The following is a 25,951-nucleotide window of genomic DNA, read 5'->3' on the forward strand; positions in this document are numbered from 1 at the left end:
TATCATATGTTTTTTCCAAGTTAAGGATTGATGCACAAAGAGGCCAAACCCCCATAAGGTTCAGCCATTTCCTTAAAATGTATTATAAATATTGGGACATTCTGTACCTGTTGGTTCATAAAAGCAATGGAGCTTGAAACGCCCAACAAGGGGCTGATTATACCAGGTTGCCGGGCAATCTCCCGGTGGCCTGAAGTACCATAGGCTAAATTTCGAAGGCCATAGCCTTTCGCCGCTTACGCTGCGGCGTGCAAGCCTCTTTTCCCTGTCTCTTGCCCGCTGATAAAAATACCCCTTCTGTACAGCCTCAAAGGCATGCTCCTGATAAATCATGTCTGGAATCGTCCTCAACCCTTTGAAATCGGAACAATTCGACCTAATCCGATTGACCCCTACATTACCGATCATCAGCATGCCTTGATCACCTTCACCCTCGCCTTCCGCCCTAAGCAATCTAGCCAATAAGGCAATATCGGCATCAGTGTGCTTTACAACGGCCATCCCATCACCTCCACTTTTTAATCCTATGCCTTTGATATGGAAAAATACTCCGTTTATTAACAAAACCTTCATATGGAGTACACGTCCTATCAATAATACAACCCTATACTTAAGTAAGGCTGGATAGCACGCGTGGCTATCATGGTATTTGGCGAAGGCGGGGCCGATACTTTCCTTATACATATAAAAAAGACGGCACATTGTGCCGTCTCAGACTGTAGACAAACTCGATGAAAATCGAGTTTGTCTATTTTTATGGCTTGTACAATTTGGACGTTGATTTCCACTCCAGGCACTCGCTTTCCGCGGGCGGTCGGGGAGCCTCCTCGGCTTTCGCCTGCGGGGTCTCCCCTAGACGCGCTTTTCCCGCAGGAGTCTCGTACCTTCCGTTCCAATCAACTTTGTCTTACCTTTTAGATAGAACACTTTTGCCTGGAGTCATGTTTGTTTTAAAATAGAAGTATTAAAACTTGAGGTGATGAGGATGCTTTCTAAACATGATTCTATTCAGCGAGATCAACTTGAAATGATTACTTTAGATCAATTGGTGCCACCGAACCATTTGGTTCGTAAAATGGAGGCTGCCATTGACTTCACTTTCATTTATGACTTGGTGAAAGATATGTATTCAGAGGTAGGACGCCCAAGTATTGATCCAGTTATTTTAGTTAAACTGACTTTCATTCAATATACCTTCGGTATTCGTTCCATGCGTAAAACGATTGAAGAAGTTGAAACCAATATGGCTTACCGTTGGTTCTTAGGCTATGGTTTCCATGATAAAGTACCTCATTTCTCTACGTTCGGGAAAAATTATGAGCGACGCTTCAAAGATACAGATCTGTTTGAACAGATTTTCTATCGCATTTTAATGACAGCTGCTAATAAAAAGTTAATAAGTGCTGAACACGTTTTCGTGGATTCCACACATGTGAAAGCCAGTGCGAATAAACGGAAATTTGAAAAGAAAATCGTTCGTAAAGAAACACGAGCGTATCAAGGACGTCTTCAAGAAGAAATCAATCAAGATCGTGAAAACCATGGAAAAAAGCCTTTTCCACCAGATAAATTTGATAAAGAAGAGACCAAAGAGATTAAAGAAAGTACAACGGATTCTGAGAGTGGCTACTATGTGAAAGATGAACGAACAAAACAGTTTGCCTATTCATTCCACGCGGCCGCAGACCGCAACGGTTTTGTATTGGGAACGATTGTAACACCTGGAAATACACATGACAGTCAGATCTTAGAGCCACTAGTTGAACAAGTGATTGAGAAAGTTGGAAAACCGGAAGCCGTTGCCGCAGATGCAGCTTATAAAACACCAGCGATTACAAGCTACCTATTTAACAAAGAAATCATACCGGCTTTACCTTATACACGTCCTCGCACCAAAGAAGGATTTTTCCGCAAACAGGACTATGTATACGATGAACATTTTGATTGTTACCTTTGCCCTTCGGGCGAAACTTTAAAGTACTCAACAACAAATAAAGAGGGCTATCGCGAGTACAAATCGCCAAAACAAATTTGTACAACATGCTCATTTTTATCTCGGTGTACAGAAAGCAAAGACTGTCAAAAAGTGGTGACACGGCATATCTGGCAAACACATGTGGAAGAAGCAGATCATCTGCGTCATCATCAAGATGTAAAACCTATATATGCAAAACGTAAAGAAACGATTGAGCGTGTATTCGCAGATGCAAAAGAAAAGCATGGTATGCGTTGGACTACTTTAAGGGGACTTAAAAAATTGTCGATGCAGGCGATGCTTACTTTCGCTGCCATTAATTTAAAGAAGATGGCCAATTGGACATGGCAAGGTCCAAAAATGGCCTAACATAGTGGGCTCGTAGAGCCCCAATCTCTAAACTTCAGGCGAAAATTCAAAGGGAATTTCAAAAGGGATTCAGAATTTTTTAATTCCGAACCCCTTTTGTCTACAAACTGAGACGGCACATTGTGCCGTCTTTTATCTTGTCATTCTTTCGCTTCAAATGCCGCTTCAAACGCCAATGATACCTTTTCGAATTCTTCATCCGATTCGATATCGAGCAGTTCACCTTCGCCTTCGACCCTGAAAAAGAAAATATCGATATCTTCATCCGTATCCTCTTCAATATCTTCAAGCAAGCCTACTGCAACATATTCCGTTCCTTCTACATCCAATGAACCTAAAACCTCAACTTCATGGCCTTCATCACTGTCATCAGTAAGAGTGAAAACTTCACCTTCACGAATTTTTCCCATACTACCTCTCCTCTCCTATCCATTAATAATGGAGTTGTTTCCATAGTATATCGACTATTCCATTTAGAAACAAATTTTTGCCCTGGAAAATGATGAATACATTTCTTTCCAAGAAAATAATCTATCAAGAGATACTATGGAAGAAAAGTATTATCCCATAAGCCATTTGTCATTTTTCATTATTCACCAATACTTTCCCTTTATTAACATCATTTTAAAAATTATCTAAAAACGGCTATAAAAAAGTAATTTAATTCCGAATAATCTTATATATACTACTATTAGCAAGTTGCATACGGATTTAATGAAGGAGGAAGATTTCTTGGCTGTAAAAAGGGTCGATCACATTGGCGTTGTTGTAAAAGATCTTGAAAAATCCATCGCCTTTTATCAAGATGTGCTGGATTTAAAATTAAAGGCACGCATGACTCATACTAATGGAGTGATCGAACTGGCATTCCTCGGTTACGAAGAGTCGGACGAAACAGAAATAGAATTGATTCAGGGATATAGCGACACACTTCCCTCCGAAGCAACGATCCACCATTTTGCCATTACCGTGGATGATATCGAAGAAGAATATGACCGGATCAAAAGCTTGGATAACACCGAACTGATTGATGAAGAGATCGTCACCCTTCCGAATGGTTATCGCTATTTCTACGTATATGGACCGGAAAAAGAGTGGATTGAATTTTTCCAAAGGTAAAAACCATCCTAAAAAGGCAGAGTCTTATAGACTTCTGCTTTTTTTTCGTTCTCTCTATTCTTCAAACAAAATTTACAGATAAAAAACCTTTCTTAACTTACTTGAAGTAATTTCTTAATATACTGTATTTATCCTAAAAGTAATCATATTTTTGGAGGTATGCATTTTGGGGAAAATGAGCAAAAAGGTAGCAGGAATTACTTTAGCTGGTGCGGTGGCCATATCATCACTTGGTATTTCAACAATGAAGGAAGATGTCCAGGCTAAAGACAAGAAAAAAGAACCAACCAACGTCATCATGATGGTGATGGATGGAACAAGCACAGGAGCCACAACCCTTTCAAGGTGGTATAAAGGCGATAATCTAGCCATGGACGAAATGCTGTCTGGCGGCATGCGTACATATTCGGCTGAATCGGCCATTACCGACTCAGCTCCTGCAGCAACAGCGCTTGCGACAGGAAATAAATCAAATGATAAATTTGTCGGTGTCCTGCCAACCATCGTTAATTCTCCAGGGCTCGATCCGGTTAATCCGAAAAATGCCCATAAACCAGTCGCTAACGTTTTGGAGGGTGCAAAACAAGCTGGAAAGGCTACTGGCATCATTTCTACATCTGAAATCCAGCATGCTACACCCGCAGGCTTCTCCGCTCACGTGACACATCGAAGCAATTATGGTGATATTGCGGAACAGCAGGTTTATCAGGGAATTGACGTCGTTTTGGGAGGGGGCAAGGAATCCCTTTTACCAGGTAAAACAAAAAATGCAAGAATTGATGGAGAAAACCTTTTGGAAGTGCTCGATGATGACAAATATGATTTTGTTGAAACCCGTGACGAGCTGTTAAACTCCAAATCGAATAAAATTTGGGGAAGCTTTGCACCAAGCGCCCTGGCATATGATTTAGATCGTAAAACAACAAAGCCAAGTGAACCCACTTTAGCTGAAATGACCAATAAAGCCCTTAAAACCTTGAAAAAAGATAAAGATGGCTTCTTCTTATTTGTTGAAGGAAGCAAGATTGACTGGGCTGCTCACGGAAACGACACGATCGGAATGATTAGTGATACTTTAGCTTTTGATGATGCCGTGAACGAAGCCCTTACGTTTGCAAAAAATGACGGAAACACGATGGTCATTGCTGTAACGGACCACGGGAACAGCGGAATTACAATGGGTAACGTAAACACGAACTCCTCCTACCCGGAAACACCCGTATCAGCTTATATCGATCCATTAAAGAAAGCGAAGATGACTGTTGAAGGGGCCTTAAGTAAACTAAAACCAGATCATTCCAATCTGAAAGAAGTTGCAGCACTGTATGGACTGGATAATCTGACTTCTGAAGAAACAGCAAAACTTACCTCTACTAAAAACGTAGGTGCTGAAATGACAAAGCTGCTTGCTAACCGTGCCAACATTGGCTTTACAACTGGCGGTCATACAGGTGAAGACGTATTCCTGTATTCTTATGGCCCTTCAAAACCGACTGGATTAGTGGAGAATACAGACCTCGCTAAAAAAATGGCCGAATTCATGGGCTTTGATTTACAAAAATTATCGAACAAACTATACATGAATGCTAAAGATTCCTTTGAGAAAAAAGGATATTCAACCCGCATTGATGTTACAGACCCGAATAACCCGGTTTTCGTAGCGAAAAAGGGGCAGCAAAAAGTGGAGTTGCCTGCAAATAAGAATATCGTTATCAGCAAGACTCCTAAATCCACTAAACAAAAAGAAATTAATGCGATTACCGTTTACAACGGAAAAGACTTTTATATATCCGAACAAGCATTAAAGGCAGTCAAGTAAGCAACACTATTGAATGGGAAGGAGCCCTTGTTTTTAACAAGGGCTCCTCAGACTGTAAACAAATTAATTATTGTCCCAGTTGATTTCAGAAATCCGCTCCCTTTCCGCCGACTGTCTGCCAAGCCTCCTCACCGCAAGCGGCTGTGGGTTCTCGGCTAGCCAGTTTTTCGGCAGGAGTGTCGCAATTTTCTTCAATCTAATGAGGTTTCGTCCGTATAAACAAGCACTACACTGCCCTTTATTCGGACTCCATCCCCTTTTGTCGCCAAACTGAGGAGACCTTCTTTAACAAGGGCTCCTCAGACTGTAGACAAACTCGATGAAAATCGAGTTTGTCTATTTTTATGGCTTGTACAATTTGGACGTTGATTTCCACTCCAGGCACTCGCTTTCCGCGGGCGGTCGGGGAGCCTCCTCGGCTTTCGCCTGCGGGGTCTCCCCTAGACGCGCTTTTCCCGCAGGAGTCTCGTACCTTCCGTTCCAATCAACTTTGTCTTACCTTTTAGATAGAACACTTTTGCCTGGAGTCATGTTTGTTTTAAAATAGAAGTATTAAAACTTGAGGTGATGAGGATGCTTTCTAAACATGATTCTATTCAGCGAGATCAACTTGAAATGATTACTTTAGATCAATTGGTGCCACCGAACCATTTGGTTCGTAAAATGGAGGCTGCCATTGACTTCACTTTCATTTATGACTTGGTGAAAGATATGTATTCAGAGGTAGGACGCCCAAGTATTGATCCAGTTATTTTAGTTAAACTGACTTTCATTCAATATACCTTCGGTATTCGTTCCATGCGTAAAACGATTGAAGAAGTTGAAACCAATATGGCTTACCGTTGGTTCTTAGGCTATGGTTTCCATGATAAAGTACCTCATTTCTCTACGTTCGGGAAAAATTATGAGCGACGCTTCAAAGATACAGATCTGTTTGAACAGATTTTCTATCGCATTTTAATGACAGCTGCTAATAAAAAGTTAATAAGTGCTGAACACGTTTTCGTGGATTCCACACATGTGAAAGCCAGTGCGAATAAACGGAAATTTGAAAAGAAAATCGTTCGTAAAGAAACACGAGCGTATCAAGGACGTCTTCAAGAAGAAATCAATCAAGATCGTGAAAACCATGGAAAAAAGCCTTTTCCACCAGATAAATTTGATAAAGAAGAGACCAAAGAGATTAAAGAAAGTACAACGGATTCTGAGAGTGGCTACTATGTGAAAGATGAACGAACAAAACAGTTTGCCTATTCATTCCACGCGGCCGCAGACCGCAACGGTTTTGTATTGGGAACGATTGTAACACCTGGAAATACACATGACAGTCAGATCTTAGAGCCACTAGTTGAACAAGTGATTGAGAAAGTTGGAAAACCGGAAGCCGTTGCCGCAGATGCAGCTTATAAAACACCAGCGATTACAAGCTACCTATTTAACAAAGAAATCATACCGGCTTTACCTTATACACGTCCTCGCACCAAAGAAGGATTTTTCCGCAAACAGGACTATGTATACGATGAACATTTTGATTGTTACCTTTGCCCTTCGGGCGAAACTTTAAAGTACTCAACAACAAATAAAGAGGGCTATCGCGAGTACAAATCGCCAAAACAAATTTGTACAACATGCTCATTTTTATCTCGGTGTACAGAAAGCAAAGACTGTCAAAAAGTGGTGACACGGCATATCTGGCAAACACATGTGGAAGAAGCAGATCATCTGCGTCATCATCAAGATGTAAAACCTATATATGCAAAACGTAAAGAAACGATTGAGCGTGTATTCGCAGATGCAAAAGAAAAGCATGGTATGCGTTGGACTACTTTAAGGGGACTTAAAAAATTGTCGATGCAGGCGATGCTTACTTTCGCTGCCATTAATTTAAAGAAGATGGCCAATTGGACATGGCAAGGTCCAAAAATGGCCTAACATAGTGGGCTCGTAGAGCCCCAATCTCTAAACTTTAGGCGAAAATTCAAAGGGAATTTCAAAAGGGGTTCAGAATTTTTTAATTCCGAACCCCTTTTGTCTACAAACTGAGGAGCCCTTCTTTAACAAGGGCTCCTTTTCTTATGAATGATCTAGAACTCCCCGCTTCACCAGCTTGACTTTTTGACACCCGGCAGTTGCCCTTTATGAGCAAGTTCCCTAAAAACGATACGCGACATGTTGAATTTGCGCATATATCCACGGGGCCTCCCCGTTACTCCACAACGATTGTGAACCCTTGTCGGCGAGGAATCACGAGGGAGTTTGGCCAATGCGGCATAATCCCCTTTCTCCTTCAATTCCTTTCTAAGTTCTGCATACTTTTCGACCATTGCCAACTGTTTTTGCGCTTTTATCACCTTGGATTTTTTCGCCATTTATATTCTCCTTTTTTAAGATCTTGAATGTATGAAAAATCTATAAACTATTCACAATTCGTTCCGCTGCCTGTCTTGCTCCCGATATATTCCTGGATATCGGTCCCATTTCAAGTTCAGCCAGTGCACCCGTGACATATAAGCCAGGTCCCCACTGCAACGACTGCGATACAATTGGATAACCACATTCCGCGCAGCGTAAATCATGCGACCGGATGACTGGCGTCAGCCAATCCTTCCCTGGCAATGTTGACTTAAAGCCGGTCGCTAAAAGAATCGTCCCTGTTTGTTGAATGACCTTTTCGTTTTTATCCCTGAGGCTGATATGCCCATCCTTCCACACAGCGCTTTTCACCTCAACATCCATGACACGCAATAATCCCTGTTTAACCTGATTCATCAGCGCTTTATGTAAGTCAGGTGGGATGGATCCCTTATTACGGGCCTGGATAATGGTCTCGCGTCTTTTTTGAAAGCTGGATATAGCACGGAAAGGTCGCTGTTTTTTCGGCCCCAACCAACCGGGATCACTGTCGAAATCATGAATTCTAAAAGGATGCCGCTTCAGGACCGTCACATCATGTGGATAGATATTACTCAGCTTTAAAGCGAGATGGACAGAAGATATGCCGCCCCCAATGATCGTGATGGGTCCTTGTAATTGTGTCAGCTCCGGAATATTTTCATCGAATATGTGGTAAACGGGACCCCCATGCTCTTGTTTGAATTGCCGTGCCCATTCAGGCCAATAAGGCTGTTCGCCAATACCAATTGAAATCACAAGTTTTTGCCCCTCAAGCCGTCGCTTGTTTTGCAATTGGATTTCCCAGCCCTGTCCCGTTTTGCATGCAGAGATGACTTCCCCTTGCACCCATGCCTGCTTAATGGTTAAATCATCAGCCAAGTGAACACAATGTTCATTGAAAGATTGTAGGGATGGCCGCTTATATTGGCCGTAAAAGTTATTTTTCCAGTCTGCCTTCTCCACATATTTCTGCAGGCTGAAGGGATTCACATCCAGATGGTGTACGGATGGAGAACGTAAATATGGCATTGAAATGACTTCCGTACACTGCTTCCATCTTGCCAATGGTTCTTCATTTCTATCGACAATCGCCGGCTGGTCCACCGTCGTTTTTCCTGACTTAAGTAAAAATGCAGCCATCGTCATACCTTGAATGCCTCCGCCAACAATGATCCATTCCAACATGAACTTCCCTCCTTTTACATCCATTCTCTTCGATAAAACATAATCATTACGATTTAAACCTTAAAACTACTTCGTTTCACGGTGAAGCGTGTGTTTCTTCAATCGCGGGCAGTACTTTTTCAATTCGATCCTGTCCGGGTTATTCCGCTTGTTTTTCGTTGTAATATAATTTCGGTCCCCTGACTCTGTGCATGCTAACGTAATGTTTACTCTCATTTTTATTTCCTCCTAAAGTTTTTTAATGAACGATTTCCGTAAATGCAGGCAATCGATCTTCATAAAGAGACCAATCCTGCTGCATCTCCATTTCCGTCAATAAGCATTGATCTAATTCAGTTTCGATTTCCTGTTGATCCATTTGAATGCCAATCATCACAAGCTCCGTCATCCTGTCACCGTATACCGCATTCCACCGTTCCAATAATTCAGGTGCTTCCTTTAAAATTTGGCGCTGTTCTTCTTCAGGGTAAGCTGCAATCCATTTACCGGCTGCTTGTAAAGTCAATGACGGTCCTGCCTGTGAAAGCAAGCCTGCCGTATCATTTCTCGATGCCAGCCAAAGGAATCCCTTCGCCCTCACCACTTGTACGGGCCAGTTTTCCAACCACTCCATCAGCCGTTCGGGATGAAAGGGTACCCCCCTCCTGTAAACGAAGGAAGAAATCCCATACTCCAAGGTCTCCGGGATATGCTCTTCATTCAATTCCTTTATCCAGCCCGCTCCTTGGCTTGCCTCTTCAAAATCAAATAAATGTGTATTCAATACATCCTTTAGCGGCACCTTGGAATGGTTTGTTTCGATAATTCTCGCATCGGCATTCACTTTATGAAGAACCGCCTTCAATTCCGCAACGGCATCAGCATCCATCAGATCGATTTTATTTAACAGGATGACATTGGCGAACTCTATCTGATCTATTAGTAGATCGACCACTTCCCTGCCATCCGCAGCATCAGATGCCTGCATCCTGTCAATAAGCGTTTCTCCGGAAGTGAAGTCTTGCCAAAAATTATACCCATCAACAACGGTGACCATCGTATCAAGCCGGCAAGATTCCGATAAATCAATTCCCATGCTTTCATCAACATAGGAGAAGGTTTGGGCTACAGGTACCGGTTCGCTTATCCCAGTCGATTCAATCACGATATAATCGATGTCCCCTTGTTTCGCCAATTTCTCCACTTCAATCATCAAATCCTCACGAAGCGTACAGCAAATGCAGCCATTCTGCATTTCCACCAGTTTTTCATCCGTCCGGGTAAACCCTCCCTGTTTGACCAGCGAAGCATCAATATTGATTTCACTCATATCATTAACGATGACGGCAACCTTCAGATCATCCCGATTTTCAAGAATATGATTCAAAAGCGTCGTCTTTCCCGCACCAAGGTATCCACTCAGTACCGTAACCGGAATTTTCTTCATCTCCATCCCTTACCACTCCTTTACCTGATTTCTTTACTGCAAGTAAATCAAAATCATTACGATTTAAAAACCGAAGCCATCACCCATGTAAAACACTCTCTAATAATAAAACGTAATCATTACTATTTGCAAGTTTTTTTCAAAATTTCCTCCGAATACTTCTCCACGCTTGCTCCGACACACGGATAAATGAAAGGGGCTGACATTAAACCAAAAAAATTAAATGGAAGCCCAATCACACATTACATCATGTGTATGGAACCTCCATTGCAGCTTTATCATTTTAATGTACTTCTATATTTACAAGCAGCTGATCATTAACAAAGTTTCATTATCCAATACATTTTTCTTTTTCTTTGTTGCAAATCGAGAAAAAAATTATTGGCCATTGTGCTTATTCCGCCATTTCCCACCCTGAAGATGTTACTGTCTTTTGTTCAAAAGTTTCAATCTCTCTCTGTTTCGCCAGTTTAGAAGCTTGTGATACGGACCACGTTAAATTCCCAAAGGCAATCACTGTCCCGATCGAGATAACTAACACCTTTTTACAAAGTATTTTCTTCAATAGCTTCCTCCTGAGAATGTATTGGAATACTCTAAATATAAACCAACATTGTTAACCTAACATGTAGCTGCTGTAAATGTACGAAATTATTTCTGTACATATATAAACACAAAAAAGCTGAGTGCATATGCAGTCAGCTTTTCATAGGTGTTTCTTATTTATAGAACACTTTATCGACGTTGTATTTAGCATGAAGCTTATTGATCATATACGTTTCATAGATTTCACGTTCCATAGCGTCTTCGACTAAAAGAATGTCAATTTTCTTGACTTCATTACGATGCTCTTTAATCGGAGAAACATTATCCTCAAAGTGCTTCTTGACCCTTGGTCTTAATTTACGGGCTTTACCGACAAAAATCAGTTCATCATTCTCATTGTAAAACAAGATGATGCCGCCTTTATCACGGGGAATCAAATGAAAATCGATAAACCCGTAAATTTCAGGAATGACAGCTTCGTCTCCTTCTATAACTTGCTTTCTTTGTTTGATGCTTATATCCGCTGCAGGGATTTCAATTTTAATCATTACTATTCACGTCCTCTATTTGTATAAAGTGAAACTTTCAATCGGAATCAAAATACGGTTTCACGCCAAGCCAATCACTTCAATCTTAAAGGTAAATGGTATCATAATTATGAATGAAAAGCCATGTATGCCTTGATTGGTTTAAGATGATTCTAAATATAAAGAAGAAGACTCGCTGGGAGCCTCCTTCTTTATCGGAAATATCCGTTACCACCTGTGAGCCTTTGCATTGCTTCTTAGTATAATGTTTGTTTGTGATTCTTGCGTGTGGCCATTAACTTGAGATTTTGAACGCTTAGGTCTTGTCCAATTATGGTGAAACTTTTGAGAATGTGGATCTAATTGATCTTTATAGCTCATTCTGTGTCACCTCATCATTAGGATTTGGATATTCCGTTCAGTGATAGTAATCCCCATCACTTGTTCTAGTATTTTATTTTTCCAAGCCATTTATACATATTCTTTAAAAAGCGAATTCAGCTGACTTGCCTTTTGCAAGGACTTTCCCTTCGTCATCCACCGCATCACTTGACATGACGGATATGCCTTTTATGTTTCCATCATTTAGAATGAAACCAATGTTTCCGCTTTTTGAACCGTTTCCTTCTATTTCACCAGTAAGTTCTTCCAAATAGATCTCATCTTCCCATGTCAGATGTTCTCCTCTGTCCGTTTCAAGGAAAGCAACTGGCGAAAACTTAATTTTTTTATCCGAATTGTTTTTGATTTCCACGTTCACTTTTACGATATCGAAATCTTCATCATGCGTATAGCCGTGGAAGAAATCGATCATGCTGTAATCCGGAGTGGCATGCATCACTTTCATTTCCTTGACTTTAACCTCGATCGGGCCAACATTCAACGTTTCATTCACTTTTTTATAGGCCTTCAAAGTTAATTCGCCTTTGGCATCGGAAACATTCTGACCGATTTGGTTCAAGTTTATATCATCAGGAAGCTGCGGATTCGGAACATAGACATCCTTTTTTTCCAGTGGTCGTGCAATTTCCTCTGTTTTTTCTTTAGCTGTTGTTTCTTCTTCGTAAGCTGGTTGGGTATTAAGAGCACCAAATGCCGTTAATAACAGGGCACCGATCATCAGTCTGTTCATTGAATCCCTCCCTGAAGTCATTATTTCTTTAATAGCTCAAAAATGATTTTGGCTTGATCCGTGTTATCGACTTGCCCGGCAAAACGTTCTTTATATGGCCCGTATGCGTAGACCGGAACATCTTCACCCGTATGTCCCCCAGTAGTCCAGGCAGTATTGGTACGGTCATCGAATATGGATTCGATGGCATTATCGACATTCGTCACATTTTTTGATTTGGCAGCTTCAGTTACCGTTTTGATTTCACCGTCAGTTAGCTTCACTACATTTTGGTTAATATACTGCTTTAACGTCTTTTCAACATCAGCGCCTTTGACGATGGCATCCGCCATGAAGTCAGGAGTGCGTTTGGCTGCCTTGATTGGCTCACCGTACCAGTTATATATTCCTTTTGCTCCGATCGAGAATCCTCCTGTAGAGTGATCCGCCGTAGCCACCACTAAGGTATGTTTGTCTTTCTTCGCAAATTCCATGGCCGCTTTGTATGCTTTTTCAAAGTCTTCCATTTCACTCATTGCACCTACGATATCATTATCATGTCCTGCCCAATCGACCTGGCTTCCCTCGACCATAAGGAAGAATCCATCTTTATCTTTATTCAAGCGCTGGATCGCCGAACTTGTCATGTCTGCCAAAGAAGGCGTTTCACTTGGGCGGTCAATCATTTTCGGAAGTCCTTCAGAAGCGAATAAACCAAGGACCTGTTCATTTTTGTCCTTAAACATTTGATTTTTATCCGTCACATAACTGTAACCATCTTTTTCGAAGGCTTTCGCCAAATTGACATCAGGCCGGACAAAATTGGACTTCCCACCGCCCAATAGGACGTCAATTTTATGTTTGCCTTTGATTAATTCGTTATAATAATCGTCTGCGATTGAATTCATGTTTTTCCGATTTTCATCATGGGCGCCAAAAGATGCAGGCGTAGCATGTGTGATTTCCGAAGTGGCAACCAATCCCGTCGCTTTTCCTTTTTCCTTTGCTGCTTCCAATACGGTTTTGACTTCGGATTTATCATTATCCACTGCAATGGCAGCGTTATAAGTCTTCACTCCTGCAGACATTGCCGTAGCGGCTGAAGCTGAATCCGTTATATTTTGTGCAGAGTCTTCTGGGTAAGTCATCTGCTGGCCAACCAAGTATTTATCAAACTCTGTCCGCTCTGCCACCTTCGTACCAGGATTATCTTTTAAATACCGGTAAGCGGAGGTATAGGAAACACCCATGCCGTCACCGATCAGGAAAATAACGTTCTTGATTTCCGGTTCTTTATTTGGGTTCCCCTTTGCCGAAACACGATCCGCACCAGACCATGATAAACTTCCAAATGCCAATGCAGAAACGAGCGTGATGGGTAAGACCTTTTTCCTCCAAGTGCGATTCAAATGAATGACCTCCCGTAATGTTATCTATTTAATTTAACTATAGGTGAAGAAAATGAACTCAATGTCAAGGCTATGTAAAAAAGCGACAGGATAATTGTTAAGACAAAGTAAAGACAGCATGCGGAATTGGTTATTCAGGGAAATCATCAGTAGCTGGGGTATATTACAGGCCATTCAACGTCTTCAAATCGGGTGGTTTTTAGGAGTTTAATGTGCTATTAATGGAGAAAAAAAATAAAGCATCCGAATAAGGATGCTTTAGAGTAGAACAGCAGACAAAGTCATCTTTGAGAAACGTTACATTTTTTTCGAAAATCCGCTTTTTTTCGCCGACTGACTGTCAAACCTCCTTTCGCAAGCATCTAGCGGAGTTTCGGCTAGCCAGTTATTCGGCAGGAAAATCATGAAGCACAAACTATTCTTAAACCGTTCGGGATGAGACCAGCCTACGTTTTACTTTAAAAACCATTCCAGTTGATTGGAATGGAAGGTACGAGACTCCTGCGGGAAAAACGTGTCCAAGGGAGACCCCACAGGCGCAAATGGCGCCGAGGAGGCTTCCGGACCGCCCGCGGAAAGCGAGTACCTGGAGTGAAGATCATGTTCCATTTGATTTAAGAAATCCGCTCCCTCTTGTCGGCAAGCTGAAGCGCTCCATTCAAAGAGCGCTTTTTTCACTATTCTTTCTCTACAACTAAACATTCCAAAGCACGGGCCGCATTCACTCTCGCCACCTCGATGGAATCGGCAGACGACAGGGCGACCGCAACCCTTCTACCTGCCTTTGTAACAGGTTTTCCGAAAAGACGCACTTGTGTATTAGGTAAAGCCAAGGCCTGTTCAACACCGACTATTGAATATTCCGATAACTCATCTTGCGCTTTTAATGGACGGCTGGCACCCGGACTGATCAGCTTGATTTCCGGGATGGGGAATCCTAGAATCGCCCGAATATGAAGGGCAAACTCGGACAAATTCTGAGTCACCAATGTCACTAGCCCCGTATCGTGCGGACGTGGGGAAACTTCACTGAAATAGACTTTATCCCCTGAGAGGAAAAGCTCTACCCCGAATAATCCGTACCCGCCAAGTTCATCCGTAATGGCATGGGCAATTCTTTTCGCTTCCATTATTTGTGCTTCTGTCATATTATGCGGCTGCCAGGATTCAATATAATCCCCGCCCTGCTGAATGTGACCGATGGGAGCACAAAACATGGTACCATTTACGGTCCGGACAGTAAGCAGCGTGATTTCCGAATCAAAACGGATAAATTCTTCAATGATCACCCGTCCATTTTGAACCCGGCCGCCTTCCATCGCGATTTTCCAGCAATCCTCCAGGTCACCTTCCGTGTGGCACACACTTTGCCCTTTACCTGAAGAACTCATCAGAGGTTTGACGACATTGGGAAACCCAACTTCCTTGGCAGCTTGGACAAATTCTTCATAGGTGTTTGCGAATTTGTAGGCTGCTGTCGGAATCTCCAGCGTTTCAGAAGCCAGCCTCCGGATCCCTTCACGATCCATCGTCAATTTAGCGGCTCTTGCTGTCGGAATGATTTGAAAGCCTTCCTCTTCCAACTTGACTAATTCGGATGTGGCGATGGCTTCTATCTCCGGTACAATCAAATCGGGTTGTTCTTTCTCTACAACTCCCCTTAGTTGTTCCGCATCCAGCATATCGATCACATAACTGCGATGAGCGACTTGCATGGCAGGGGCATGTTCATAGCGGTCTACAGCAACGGTCTCCACACCAAGTCGCTGAGCTTCAAGTATGACCTCTTTCCCCAATTCACCCGAGCCCAATAATAAAATCTTTTTCGATTTATACATTCAGTCTCTCCTCCTTAATTCCTCAAAAACATTATATACGAACTATAAACGAATAAACATAAATATTTATTCGTATTTTCATTTAAAATCACACTGAAAACAGGAAATGAATATATTTATTTCCCGTTATCAAATACCAACTTGACAAATAGGATTAATACACTTTATACTGCTTTTATATAAGGAATATATATAAGCTGACTAGTCTACTGGAGGCTCTCTATTCAACAGGAATAGGGGGTTTTTTCGTTTTTATCAATGAGGGAGGAGTTTACTATGCAAAAGGAATTGCTAAGGACCATTTCCCCTGTCATGAATGAGAAGAAAAATGGGGGCTTAGAAGACATGGAGTACCTTAATCTTCCTGACAGACTATTTTTCCACTGGTGCCAGCAGAAATATCGACTGAATAGAGGGGTTTACAACACGATCGATCATTGGTTCTATGAATACGGCATTGTCCATATTCTTCACCGCCGGATCAACCTTTTAGCCTTTTTGGATTTCGCTTCTACCTCGGAACAGGAAGCCGGAAAGACAAAGTTCATTAAATTCGGCAATGGTGGCCTAAGGCAAAAGCTACAGGAATTCATTGCAGATTAACCTGAATCTTATAGGGCCCTTATCAGTAATATGCCCATTCTCCACCTACTGGTAAGGGACACTTATACGAATGTCGAAATTTGCAATACGATTACTTTTGAAAATGTAAGCGCTTTCTATTATAATGAAATTAGGTTGGATGGCATGCGTGGCCGTCACAGTATCTGGCGTAGGTGGGGCCAATACTAGCGCTAAGGAAGGTAAACTTCTTTACCGTAATACTATTAGATTTCCTTTTGGTAGGGGCTGCAAAATCACCGGGGCATGGAAAATGTCCGTTCATTTCAAGCTAAAAAGCGAGTTAATCATGCAATCGATAAGTAAAGCATAACTTTACTTATTTTTTGCAGCAGCCCTCATCGTTTCAAGTCTGATAGTTTATAAGACTAAAAAGCTCTACCCCATGGAAACGGAGTTGAGCTTTTTCATTTGGTCAGATTTCACATATATAACCCTGCCAAGAAAATCCCAAGCGACTTCTGATAAATCTCATCGAACTGTGATATGGGAAGGGGATTCGTTCCTTTGCCCAGCTCCACGGTAAATCCCGGCCTGCGCCAATCCTGAATGAACCAATCCTTATACCCTGCATAACTATTGGCGGATTTGACAGGCTCATATCCACTGACCCTCGCAAACTCATTGACTATCGTTTCCGACTCGGGTGGTTCCAAACCTTCAAACCCCCAAAAAATCACCTCTCCTTGGGTGTGGAACGCAAGGACTTTGTCAAAATCACGTTTTTTTGTCAACTCTGACATTGCAATGGCCTCTGGCTGTGTAAGCGGCCCTTCCCCTGGATAATTAGCCGGACCTGGCTCCGTTACATTATTACGGGCTTGCTCCAGTTCCCATTCGGCGGGAAATTGATCATTCAGATCCACACCATTGATATTGGCTTTCCAGCCAGAGAAGTCTTCGCTGCCATTATTCCATTCGATGAGCCGTCCTCTCAAAGACTCATCTGCAGGCGGTCCTTTCAAAACCAACTCCACTCCGTCCGGATTCACCATTGGGACGATCGACAGCATCGTCTGTTGATAAAAGGGAAACATATCTAGACCGCGGATGTCAGCCTGATTCGTGATTGCGAGTAAATAATCATTTAAAAAGGTCATGATCACAGGCGTCGTTATCCACTCATTCGCATGAAAGGAACCATTATAGTGAACTCGTTTGTTGCCATTTCCAATCAGAACTTCGGGGATATCCCTTTCAAGCACGGAGTCCCCGATGGGGGAGGTTTTTATAAATGGATAGATTGTTTTCAAACGTCTAACATCGGTCATCATCGTCCCATAATCATATTCCCGATTTCCTTGAATGAGCCTCCACGTAATCCTTAATGGCACAGAAATTGTCTGACCGGATTGCAAGGCATTCGGGTTGAGATTGGGATTAACTAAAAATAAGGCATCCAATGAAAGATTGCGTGACCTGGCAATTGCCCATAACGAATCACCTTGCTTTATACTATAGCCGGTCGTCGTAAAGCCAGGTATTTTGATTTGTTGGCCAATCATAAGTGCAAGTGGATCAATCCCACTATTGGAATCAATGATAAGTTGGTAATTCACCTTGAATAATTGGCTATAATACCACAAGGAATCATTTTGCCGCACAAAAACGTCCATACTGCACCTCCTCTTAACCAAATGTATGCAGATTCGATTCAATTATTGCCAAAGCAAAAGTCACACCTCAAAACAAATCAAATTGGGTTTTTCATCCAGAATGCTTTGATATTGCTCATTACTTCCATACGTACCATCAGGGTCTAATTCCCGATATCTTTTGAATTTCGCCATCCGATCTTCTTTTTTGACCCAGCCCAGATGCTTCAATCGTATGTCGGATAACTTGTGAGGCAATTCAAAGACATTTTCTGCAAATCTACCGCAATGCTGCGGCCTATCGTTCCATTTGCATTCAAACCCCTCCCGATATCTGACCAGGAACGGCCGGCAATACTGGTGAGCGAACCAGTGTTCATCCTCCCTGTAATGGGTTTCATTCCAAAAGTCATATAACCGGAAGCAATATACATCCACTTCTTGATCGCTTATCAGCTGCCTGACTTCCTCTTTGAATCTATTTTTAAACACTTCATCGGCGTCAAGATTTAATATCCACTCGGGATTTGACTTCACCGTCTCTTTCCATTGCATTTTACGAAGTTCAATTTCATTGGAGAACTTGGAGATAGCATTCCTGATGATACGCACCGGCATCCCATTCAAAACCTCTAAACAAACCTCTGCGGAATTGTCCGTGCTGCCGTCATCAATAATCACGGCTTCATCTTTTTGAAATCCGCGACCTTCCATACCAGATTTTCATAATGGGTAGTGCCATTACACACATAAATATCGCTTTGATTGGATGCCAGTAATTTGACATTGTTCTGCTCCTGACTGAAATCTTCGAGCATCTTGCTTGATCGCTCATCTTCATTGTCATCAATGAAGAAATAGGCAAGTTCCTTCCCCTCCGCATCCAACCGTTTGAGTGAAAGCAGAGAACTTTTGTAAAATATGTGGTTTTTGGTAAATTGGACTGCCCACTAACACCCGAACCTTTTTACTGGTCATTAATACCACCCTTTACTGTTAATCTTGACTGGCCCCCAATTAATCTGACTGCAAGACTTTCCCTGAAGACATTTATAACTAAATATTCTTACCGAACTTGTCGGGTGTCATTTAAAAACGGCGTCCTGTGTACACAAAACAGGCATCCATTCATGAATGGATGCCTGTTTGCATTTACTAGATTGGGAGTTTCATATTTTACACTTCTTGCGGTACAGATAAACCTAAACCTTCGGCTATGCGCGTTCCGTATTCCGGATCGGCTTTATAAAAATGACCAATTTGACGAAGCTTGATTTCCTCTAATTCCACAGGTTTCATTGCGCCCACGATCGTGTCAACAAGGCGCGTTTTCTCTTCGGCACTCAATAGACGGTATAAGTCGCCTGCTTGAGTGTAGTGATCATCACTATTATGACCAACTTGTGCAGCTTTCCCGGTCACCTCGAAAGGAGTGACTTTATTTTCCTCTGATTCGGCAGGGCCGCCAAAACTATTCGGCTCATAATAAACAGATCCCTTGCCATTGTCATCTGCACGCATGAAGCCGTCACGCTGATAATTGTTCGCTTCCACTTTCGGACGGTTAACCGGAAGCTGGTTATGATTCGAGCCCACACGGTAACGGTGTGCATCTCCGTATGCGAATAGACGACCTTGAAGCATCTTGTCCGGGGAAGCCTCAATTCCCGGTACGAATGTTCCCGGTGAGAATGTGGCTTGCTCTACTTCAGCAAAGTAGTTTTCAGGATTTCTGTTCAATTCCATACGGCCAAGCTCAATCAGCGGATAATCTTTTTGAGACCATACCTTCGTCACATCGAATGGATCGAAACGGTATGTATCCGCATCTTCCAGAGGCATGATTTGAACATATAATTTCCAGGCAGGGAAGTCCCCTTTTTCAATCGCATTGAAAAGATCTTCCGTATGGTAATCAGGGTTTTCACCTGCTAGTTTTGCAGCAAGATCCACATCAAGGTTTTTGATGCCCTGTTCTGTTTTGAAGTGGTATTTCACCCAAACGCCTTTTCCTTCAGCATTCACCCATTTAAATGTGTGGCTACCGAAACCATGTGTATGACGAAGTGTAGCAGGAATGCCCCGATCGGACATCAGGATCGTCACTTGGTGCAGAGATTCCGGTGAATGTGACCAGAAATCCCAAACAGCCGTAGGGTTTTTCAAATGTGTTTTAGGATCTCTCTTTTGTGTATGGATGAAGTCGGGGAATTTAATCGCATCGCGAATAAAGAATACTGGTGTATTATTACCGACGATATCGTAGTTTCCTTCTTCGGTGTAGAATTTAACGGCAAATCCACGCGGGTCACGGACTGTATCTGCAGAACCCAATTCACCTGCAACTGTGGAGAAACGGATAAAAAGATCTGTCTTCTTGCCCACACCATTGAAAAGCTTAGCTTTCGTGTACTGAGAAAGGTCGTTCGTTACTTCGAAAGTACCGTATGCACCGGCACCCTTCGCATGAACCACACGTTCAGGGACACGTTCACGGTTGAAGTGAGCTAGCTTTTCCAATAAGTGTACATCTTGAATGAGCACAGGGCCGCGTTCGCCGGCAGTGATAGAGTTTTGATTGTCTCCAACTGGGGCTCCCCAGCTTGTAGTAAGGTTTTTCTTATTCGACATAATTGAACCACCTTTTCATTATTATTTATGTATATAATGATAAAGCTTCTCAGAAAAAAATCAATACTTATTTATAATAATTTTAATATAATAATCAATTCATTATTCACTCGCTGCTGATATAACTCCAAACACATCCATAATATGGATAGTTCAAAAGGTACAAACGCTGATGGAACAGCCTATTCACATAATTACATTCCTAATAATGGTATACGACCCTTATAGGCGATTTTCCTTCATGACGAGTGATTTTATCATTTCTCCTACCAATGGGATAGCAATCGAGAATGGTTAACGAATAATCATAGATACTTTGCGCTACTTCACCCTTTTCTTCTATTCATCTTATAACAAACCGAAGTGTTCTCCTGTGACTTTGTTCACTTCGTCAGCCTTTATTTACAGAATGGCGAATAGCCGGATGCATAGAAACTGAATTTTTCATTGCTTTTGTGAACCCTATCTTTCAGCAGAACCCTTCCTGAATCCGCTGAAACAAATGGCCATCCCCCTTATTTTGCTAGAGAATTTGTAAACATACCGGTTTGTGTTCATATAGAAAATAAGATACTATTACGTTAAAATGACCGTCCAATAAGAGTAAGGGTGATATATATGAATGAGCGCAAACAACTGGTAGTTAAATATGCGCACCAATTATTTATTGAAAAGGGTTACCAAGCAACTTCCATTCAGGATATTTTAGATTATAGCGGCATTTCAAAAGGAACATTTTATAACTATTTTTCTTCTAAAAGCGAATTGCTTAAGGCAGTCTTCCTAACTTCGCAAGAAAAATTCGAAAAAGAGCGGAATGAATTGCTGATTGGGCAAAACCTTGCAGATATTGAAATATTCATCAAACAATCAGAATTACAAATGCACTCAAACAAAAACAACAAAATCTTTTTCTTATATGAAGAAGTAATGATTTCAAATGATAGCGAACTTAAGAACTTCATAACACATGCTAAATTCCAGCATATCCATTGGTTATCAAAACGGTTTCTGGACATTTTCGGTGCTGATAAAAAACCTTATATTTTGGACTGTGCCATTCTTTACTCGGGAATGATGCATCAAACGATTCATTTTAATGCCTTGGCTAAAGAGCCCGAGTTCAACCCTACTGAAATTATCCGTTATTGTGTCGATAGGATTAAATCGATTTTCGAAGATGTCAGCAAGTCAAATGCACAGCTTTTGGAACCCGATCTCATCAAGCAATGGCTGCCTGAGTGCTTCCATAACCAGCAGGATTTTCATACAGCACTCCTGCACTCTGCAAATGACCTAAAAAAGATGATCTTGAGGCTTTGCCAAGATGATGAAGCGGAACGGGTTAAAAACTTAAAATTGATTCACTTTATCCAAGAGGAATTATTACAAAACGTTGAACCGCGAACCTTTCTTATTGAAAGTGCCCTTCTTTCCTTAAACACCAATCCCAAATTAAAAAACACTTTGGAATTAAGTGAATTCGAAAAGATCATTGCCAACAACTAAAGAGAACCTAATGAATCCCATTTTGTAGACATTTGGGGTTCGGACTGGCCTTATCGCCAACCATAATTTTATAAAAAAAACCAAGTTATCCTTCATGGTTTTTTACTGTTTTCTTCAATCCGCAACGGATTGAAGAAAACTAGCTGAAACGTCCTTTTTGAGGGTTTGTAAAAAGAAACGTTGATTTCCACTACAGGCACTCGCTTTCCGCGGGCGGTCCGGGAGCCTCCTCGGCGCAAGCGCCTGTGGGGTCTCCCGTACGCGCTTTTCCCGCAGGAGTCTCGCACCTTCCGTTCCAATCAACTGGACTGTTTTTTAAAGAAGAACTCTTTTATGACCCTTAAAAGGGTTCTTTCCATTCTGGGGAATGCATATCGTATCCTCTTTTTTTGTGACAATTCTGCAAACATATAACTGAAATTCATCAAATTTTAGTATAATGACTTGTAGAAAGTGACTTCAGGAGGAGTTTTTCATGAACATAATCATGCGTTTTCTTATCAACGGGCTGGTATTGCTCGTTATTGACTGGCTTCTCGACTCCATCACGATCAAATCTTACGGAACTGCCTTGCTGGCGGTTTTTATATTATCGATCATGAACTTGCTGGTTAGACCCATCCTCCAACTTATCACATTGCCGATCACCATCCTGACGTTCGGGTTGTTTTCTTTCATTATCAATGCCTTCACATTCCAAATCACTTCCTATGTTGTCAGTGGCTTTGTAATAGATTCTTTTTGGGGGGCTTTAATCGGATCATTGTTATTGAGTTTCATTCAAAGTCTTCTTATAAAACAGAGTAAAAAAAACCGTCAGTAGCATGCTGACGGTTTTTCATGTCATTTCCATGACAGCCTTCGATATTTCCCGGGCTATTTCACTAAATTCCGCTAAGCATCTCTAGCTGTTTTCTCTCATTTTTGACAATCCAGAAGGAAAAAGCGGCTAATATCCATAACTTTACATATACATGCCAATATCTCTGGAAATGGGTATGAATCGAATTATGGAGGAATCACATGTTCACAAAACATGAATCAAGATTTGCCCTGTCCATTGTACTCGTGCTCGCTTTCCTTATTCCCGCTCTTTTCATCACTCCATCACTAGCCACAGCTGGCGATGGCAGCTCGTCATCTCCTTACTCCGTTTCCCAAGCCATTACGAATCAAGACAGCACGATTAAAACGGTCAGTGGATATGTGGTAGGACAGCCCACGTCAGTCAATACCGTCATTACGAGCAGCTATCCGAATGATTATGCCATAGCACTTGCAGACAGCTCATCGGAAACAAACATTGCCAATATGGTTTATGTTCAGATTCCATCCTCCTTCCGCTCAGAATTTGGGTTAAAAACAAATCCTGCAATAAAAGGGAAAAAAGTCACCATCACCGGTACACTGAGTGCCTATTTCACCCATCCAGGCTTAAAAGATGTATCTGCCATGTTTTCAGGGAATGATTCACCAGAACAGGAGACACCGGGGGTTGGCTCATACTATGATTCAGCCAGCGGCAAATCAGGGGCGTCATTAAAGAAAGCCCTCCATGAAATCATCGATGACCATAAGGAAATATCGTATTCAAATGTCTGGGAAGCTTTACGGATAACCGATGAGGACCCGAATAACGCCAATAATGTCATTCTACTTTATACAGGGCGTTCCCAAGGAAAAACGCTGAACGGATCAGGTGTTAATGATTGGAATCGTGAGCATGTATGGGCAAAATCACATGGTGATTTTGGTACCACTTTAGGACCCGGCACCGACCTGCATCACCTTCGGCCTACTGATGCCTCCGTCAACAGTACAAGAAACAACCTGGACTTTGATAATGGAGGTACTGAACATACCGAGGCGACAGGAAATTACTATGATTCTGATTCGTGGGAACCTCGCGATAGCGTCAAAGGTGATGTCGCCCGGATGCTGTTTTATATGGCGGTTCGTTACGAGGGTGATGCAGGGGAAGTCAATTTAGAGCTGAATAATCAAGTGAATAATGGTACAGCCCCTTATCATGGTAAATTGGCTGTCTTACTGGAGTGGAATGAACAGGATCCTGTAGATGCCTTCGAGCGTAACCGAAATGAGATCATTTATAATCAATATCAGCATAATCGCAACCCTTTCATTGATCATCCTGAATGGGCCTCCGCCATCTGGCAATGATGAAACGAATCAAGCTGTTGCTTATCTTCGGACAGCTTTTTTTCACTTTTAAATGTCTAAATTTTTAGAAAAATCACATAATTATATTTTGTTTGTATAGCATTATAATTAGTTTCGAAAGATTATATTACGATTAAAAACCTTAGGAACACTTTCTTAGTAAGCGTTTTCATATTTTTCTTTACATTCTAACTATTAAAATATATTATTTAATTGTAATATTATGTGAAAAATCAATAAATAATATGTATTCACCTCTACTAGTGATAAAATGCTAGATAGAGAAAATTAAACTCCAACATAGAAAAGGGGAAAATTATGCAAAACTCCAAAGAATCTCAACTACATAGAGGTTTGGAAGAAAGACATATCGCATTAATGTCTCTTGGCGCAGCCATTGGAGTCGGTTTATTTCTCGGCTCGGCATCTGCGATTAAATTAGCCGGTCCAGCAATCATCATTTCTTATGCCATTGGCGGACTTATGATCTATCTTATCATGCGTGCACTAGGTGAAATGGCAATAAAAAATCCAGTCGCAGGCTCCTTCAGCCGTTACGCAAGCGAATTTGTCGGTCCTCTAGCCGGATATATAACCGGATGGAATTACTGGTTCGTTTGGATCGCCACCTGTATGGCTGAAATTACGGCAGTCGGAATCTACATGCAATTTTGGTTCCCTGATACTCCGCAATGGGCTTGGGCATTAGCCGCACTTGCCATCATGACAACGATTAACTTTCTTGCTGTAAAGGCTTACGGTGAATTGGAGTTCTGGTTCGCCCTTATTAAAATCGTAACGATCATCCTGATGATTGTCCTTGGCTTCGGAATGATCATTTTTGGTTTGGGGAACGGCGGAATCGCGGTAGGTTTCGGCAACCTTGTTGAAAATGGCGGATTTTTCCCTAATGGGATTTCTGGAGTCATCCTCTCGTTCCAAATGGTCATGTTCGCCTATTTGGGAATTGAAATGCTCGGTGTAACCGCAGGTGAAGTTAAAAACCCTGAAAAATCTTTAAAAAGAGCCATCGATACCGTTTTTTATCGGATTTTACTTTTTTACGTTTTAGCTCTGACGGTCATTTTATCGATCACTCCATGGGATGAAATGAATGGAGAAAACAGCCCATTCGTTATGATGTTTGATAAAATCGGTATACCAGGCGCAGCCGGAATCATTCAGTTTGTCGTACTGACAGCAGCCCTTTCATCTTGTAACAGCGGGATCTTCAGTACAGGAAGAATGTTATTCAACCTGGCACAGCAAGGTGAATCACCAAAAAGTTTCGAACGTACAACAAAGTCAGGCGTTCCTGGCGTTGCCATTATCGTTTCGGCTATCGTACTTCTTTTCGGCGTTTACCTTAACTACATGGAAGCCGATAAAGTTTTCACTTACGTCACAAGTGTCGCTACATTCGGCGCCCTCTGGACATGGGGAACGATACTTGTCACACAGATTATGTCTAGACGAAAAATGAGTCAGGGAGAAAAACAAGGCTTATCTTACAAAATGCCTCTTTTCCCATTCACTTCTTATTTCACTTTAGCCTTTTTGGTATTTGTAATGATAGTACTCGGTTTTTCAGCAGATACAAGAATCGCTCTAATCGTTGGTCCGATTTGGATCCTACTGTTGGTAGCCCTGTATTATGTGACCGGCTTGCATAAACGGAAAAGATAAATAGCAGAGG

At 41.8% G+C, this 25,951-nt stretch carries 24 protein-coding genes; 9 read left to right on the forward strand and 15 right to left on the reverse strand.

Going from position 1 to position 25,951, the window contains the following annotated elements:
- Positions 1-72 precede the first annotated feature (72 nt).
- Positions 73-501, reverse strand: a complete 429-nt coding sequence (locus MHB45_RS21890) for a cell wall hydrolase (RefSeq protein WP_034310408.1) — start codon at positions 499-501, stop codon at positions 73-75.
- Between the two features lie 484 nt (positions 502-985).
- Between MHB45_RS21890 and MHB45_RS21895 the strand changes: the two genes are divergently transcribed.
- On the forward strand, positions 986-2,344 hold the full coding sequence (locus MHB45_RS21895; protein WP_072272405.1) for an IS1182 family transposase: 1,359 nt from the start codon (positions 986-988) through the stop codon (positions 2,342-2,344).
- A 140-nt stretch (positions 2,345-2,484) separates the two neighbouring features.
- On the opposite strand, the gene MHB45_RS21900 is transcribed toward MHB45_RS21895, so the two are convergent.
- Entirely contained in the window at positions 2,485-2,754 is a 270-nt protein-coding gene (locus MHB45_RS21900) for a DUF1292 domain-containing protein (protein WP_034310405.1), read from the reverse strand.
- A gap of 304 nt (positions 2,755-3,058) precedes the next feature.
- On the opposite strand from MHB45_RS21900, the gene MHB45_RS21905 reads away from it, so the two are divergent.
- The 3 genes from MHB45_RS21905 to MHB45_RS21915 all read left to right on the forward strand — a co-directional run bounded on the left by MHB45_RS21905 (position 3,059) and on the right by MHB45_RS21915 (position 7,214).
- A complete protein-coding gene (locus MHB45_RS21905; RefSeq protein WP_048683234.1) occupies positions 3,059-3,463 on the forward strand; it encodes a VOC family protein in 405 nt (134 codons plus the stop codon).
- Between the two features lie 175 nt (positions 3,464-3,638).
- A complete protein-coding gene (locus tag MHB45_RS21910; protein WP_082162839.1) occupies positions 3,639-5,282 on the forward strand; it encodes an alkaline phosphatase in 1,644 nt (547 codons plus the stop codon).
- Between the two features lie 573 nt (positions 5,283-5,855).
- Positions 5,856-7,214 (forward strand): IS1182 family transposase, encoded by a 1,359-nt coding sequence (locus MHB45_RS21915; RefSeq protein ID WP_072272405.1) that lies wholly within the window; start codon positions 5,856-5,858, stop codon positions 7,212-7,214.
- 167 nt (positions 7,215-7,381) lie between these two features.
- On the opposite strand, the gene rpsN is transcribed toward MHB45_RS21915, so the two are convergent.
- The 10 genes from rpsN to purT all read right to left on the reverse strand — a co-directional run bounded on the left by rpsN (position 7,382) and on the right by purT (position 15,718).
- Positions 7,382-7,651: a 30S ribosomal protein S14 gene (gene rpsN / locus MHB45_RS21920; protein WP_034310392.1), complete on the reverse strand. Its 270-nt coding sequence runs from the start codon at positions 7,649-7,651 to the stop codon at positions 7,382-7,384.
- Positions 7,652-7,691: 40 nt separating this feature from the next.
- Positions 7,692-8,861: an FAD/NAD(P)-binding protein gene (locus MHB45_RS21925; RefSeq protein ID WP_072272312.1), complete on the reverse strand. Its 1,170-nt coding sequence runs from the start codon at positions 8,859-8,861 to the stop codon at positions 7,692-7,694.
- 66 nt (positions 8,862-8,927) lie between these two features.
- Positions 8,928-9,077, reverse strand: a complete 150-nt coding sequence (gene rpmG, locus MHB45_RS21930) for a 50S ribosomal protein L33 (protein ID WP_034310390.1) — start codon at positions 9,075-9,077, stop codon at positions 8,928-8,930.
- Positions 9,078-9,099: 22 nt separating this feature from the next.
- Positions 9,100-10,293 (reverse strand): GTP-binding protein, encoded by a 1,194-nt coding sequence (locus tag MHB45_RS21935; protein WP_055348221.1) that lies wholly within the window; start codon positions 10,291-10,293, stop codon positions 9,100-9,102.
- Positions 10,294-10,681: 388 nt separating this feature from the next.
- Positions 10,682-10,852, reverse strand: coding sequence for a hypothetical protein (locus MHB45_RS21940; RefSeq protein WP_153246133.1), 171 nt, complete (start codon positions 10,850-10,852; stop codon positions 10,682-10,684).
- Between the two features lie 154 nt (positions 10,853-11,006).
- Positions 11,007-11,387 carry a nucleotide excision repair endonuclease gene (locus MHB45_RS21945; RefSeq protein WP_170946990.1) on the reverse strand — a complete coding sequence of 127 codons (381 nt, stop codon included), beginning with the start codon at positions 11,385-11,387 and terminating at the stop codon, positions 11,007-11,009.
- Positions 11,388-11,588: 201 nt separating this feature from the next.
- Positions 11,589-11,741, reverse strand: a complete 153-nt coding sequence (locus MHB45_RS21950; RefSeq protein ID WP_072272311.1) for a YpzG family protein — start codon at positions 11,739-11,741, stop codon at positions 11,589-11,591.
- 103 nt (positions 11,742-11,844) lie between these two features.
- Positions 11,845-12,492, reverse strand: a complete 648-nt coding sequence (locus MHB45_RS21955; protein WP_048685302.1) for a DUF4352 domain-containing protein — start codon at positions 12,490-12,492, stop codon at positions 11,845-11,847.
- Between the two features lie 20 nt (positions 12,493-12,512).
- Positions 12,513-13,880: an alkaline phosphatase gene (locus MHB45_RS21960; protein ID WP_055348219.1), complete on the reverse strand. Its 1,368-nt coding sequence runs from the start codon at positions 13,878-13,880 to the stop codon at positions 12,513-12,515.
- Between the two features lie 677 nt (positions 13,881-14,557).
- Positions 14,558-15,718: a phosphoribosylglycinamide formyltransferase 2 gene (gene purT / locus MHB45_RS21965; protein WP_048685295.1), complete on the reverse strand. Its 1,161-nt coding sequence runs from the start codon at positions 15,716-15,718 to the stop codon at positions 14,558-14,560.
- 276 nt (positions 15,719-15,994) lie between these two features.
- Here purT and MHB45_RS21970 point away from each other — a divergent pair, with 276 nt between their 5' ends.
- Positions 15,995-16,321, forward strand: a complete 327-nt coding sequence (locus tag MHB45_RS21970) for a hypothetical protein (RefSeq protein ID WP_226990476.1) — start codon at positions 15,995-15,997, stop codon at positions 16,319-16,321.
- Positions 16,322-16,761: 440 nt separating this feature from the next.
- Here the strand turns inward: MHB45_RS21970 and MHB45_RS21975 are convergent, their stop codons facing one another.
- From MHB45_RS21975 to katA, 3 genes are all read right to left on the reverse strand, one after another.
- A complete protein-coding gene (locus MHB45_RS21975) occupies positions 16,762-17,955 on the reverse strand; it encodes a M14 family metallopeptidase (RefSeq protein ID WP_072272310.1) in 1,194 nt (397 codons plus the stop codon).
- Between the two features lie 60 nt (positions 17,956-18,015).
- A complete protein-coding gene (locus tag MHB45_RS21980) occupies positions 18,016-18,648 on the reverse strand; it encodes a glycosyltransferase (RefSeq protein ID WP_072272309.1) in 633 nt (210 codons plus the stop codon).
- A 462-nt stretch (positions 18,649-19,110) separates the two neighbouring features.
- Positions 19,111-20,565, reverse strand: a complete 1,455-nt coding sequence (katA, locus tag MHB45_RS21985) for a catalase KatA (RefSeq protein ID WP_048685282.1) — start codon at positions 20,563-20,565, stop codon at positions 19,111-19,113.
- 618 nt (positions 20,566-21,183) lie between these two features.
- On the opposite strand from katA, the gene MHB45_RS21990 reads away from it, so the two are divergent.
- The 4 genes from MHB45_RS21990 to MHB45_RS22005 all read left to right on the forward strand — a co-directional run bounded on the left by MHB45_RS21990 (position 21,184) and on the right by MHB45_RS22005 (position 25,941).
- The gene (locus tag MHB45_RS21990) at positions 21,184-22,074 is read left to right on the forward strand and encodes a TetR/AcrR family transcriptional regulator (protein ID WP_048685277.1); all 891 of its coding nucleotides are present in this window, start codon (positions 21,184-21,186) and stop codon (positions 22,072-22,074) included.
- 475 nt (positions 22,075-22,549) lie between these two features.
- Positions 22,550-22,897 (forward strand): phage holin family protein, encoded by a 348-nt coding sequence (locus MHB45_RS21995; protein ID WP_048685276.1) that lies wholly within the window; start codon positions 22,550-22,552, stop codon positions 22,895-22,897.
- 200 nt (positions 22,898-23,097) lie between these two features.
- Entirely contained in the window at positions 23,098-24,255 is a 1,158-nt protein-coding gene (locus MHB45_RS22000; protein ID WP_072272308.1) for an endonuclease, read from the forward strand.
- A gap of 318 nt (positions 24,256-24,573) precedes the next feature.
- On the forward strand, positions 24,574-25,941 hold the full coding sequence (locus MHB45_RS22005) for an amino acid permease (RefSeq protein ID WP_048685272.1): 1,368 nt from the start codon (positions 24,574-24,576) through the stop codon (positions 25,939-25,941).
- Positions 25,942-25,951: the final 10 nt, after the last annotated feature.

Source organism: Peribacillus sp. FSL K6-5616 (assembly GCF_038008245.1).
In the GTDB taxonomy this organism is placed as follows: domain Bacteria; phylum Bacillota; class Bacilli; order Bacillales; family DSM-1321; genus Peribacillus; species Peribacillus frigoritolerans.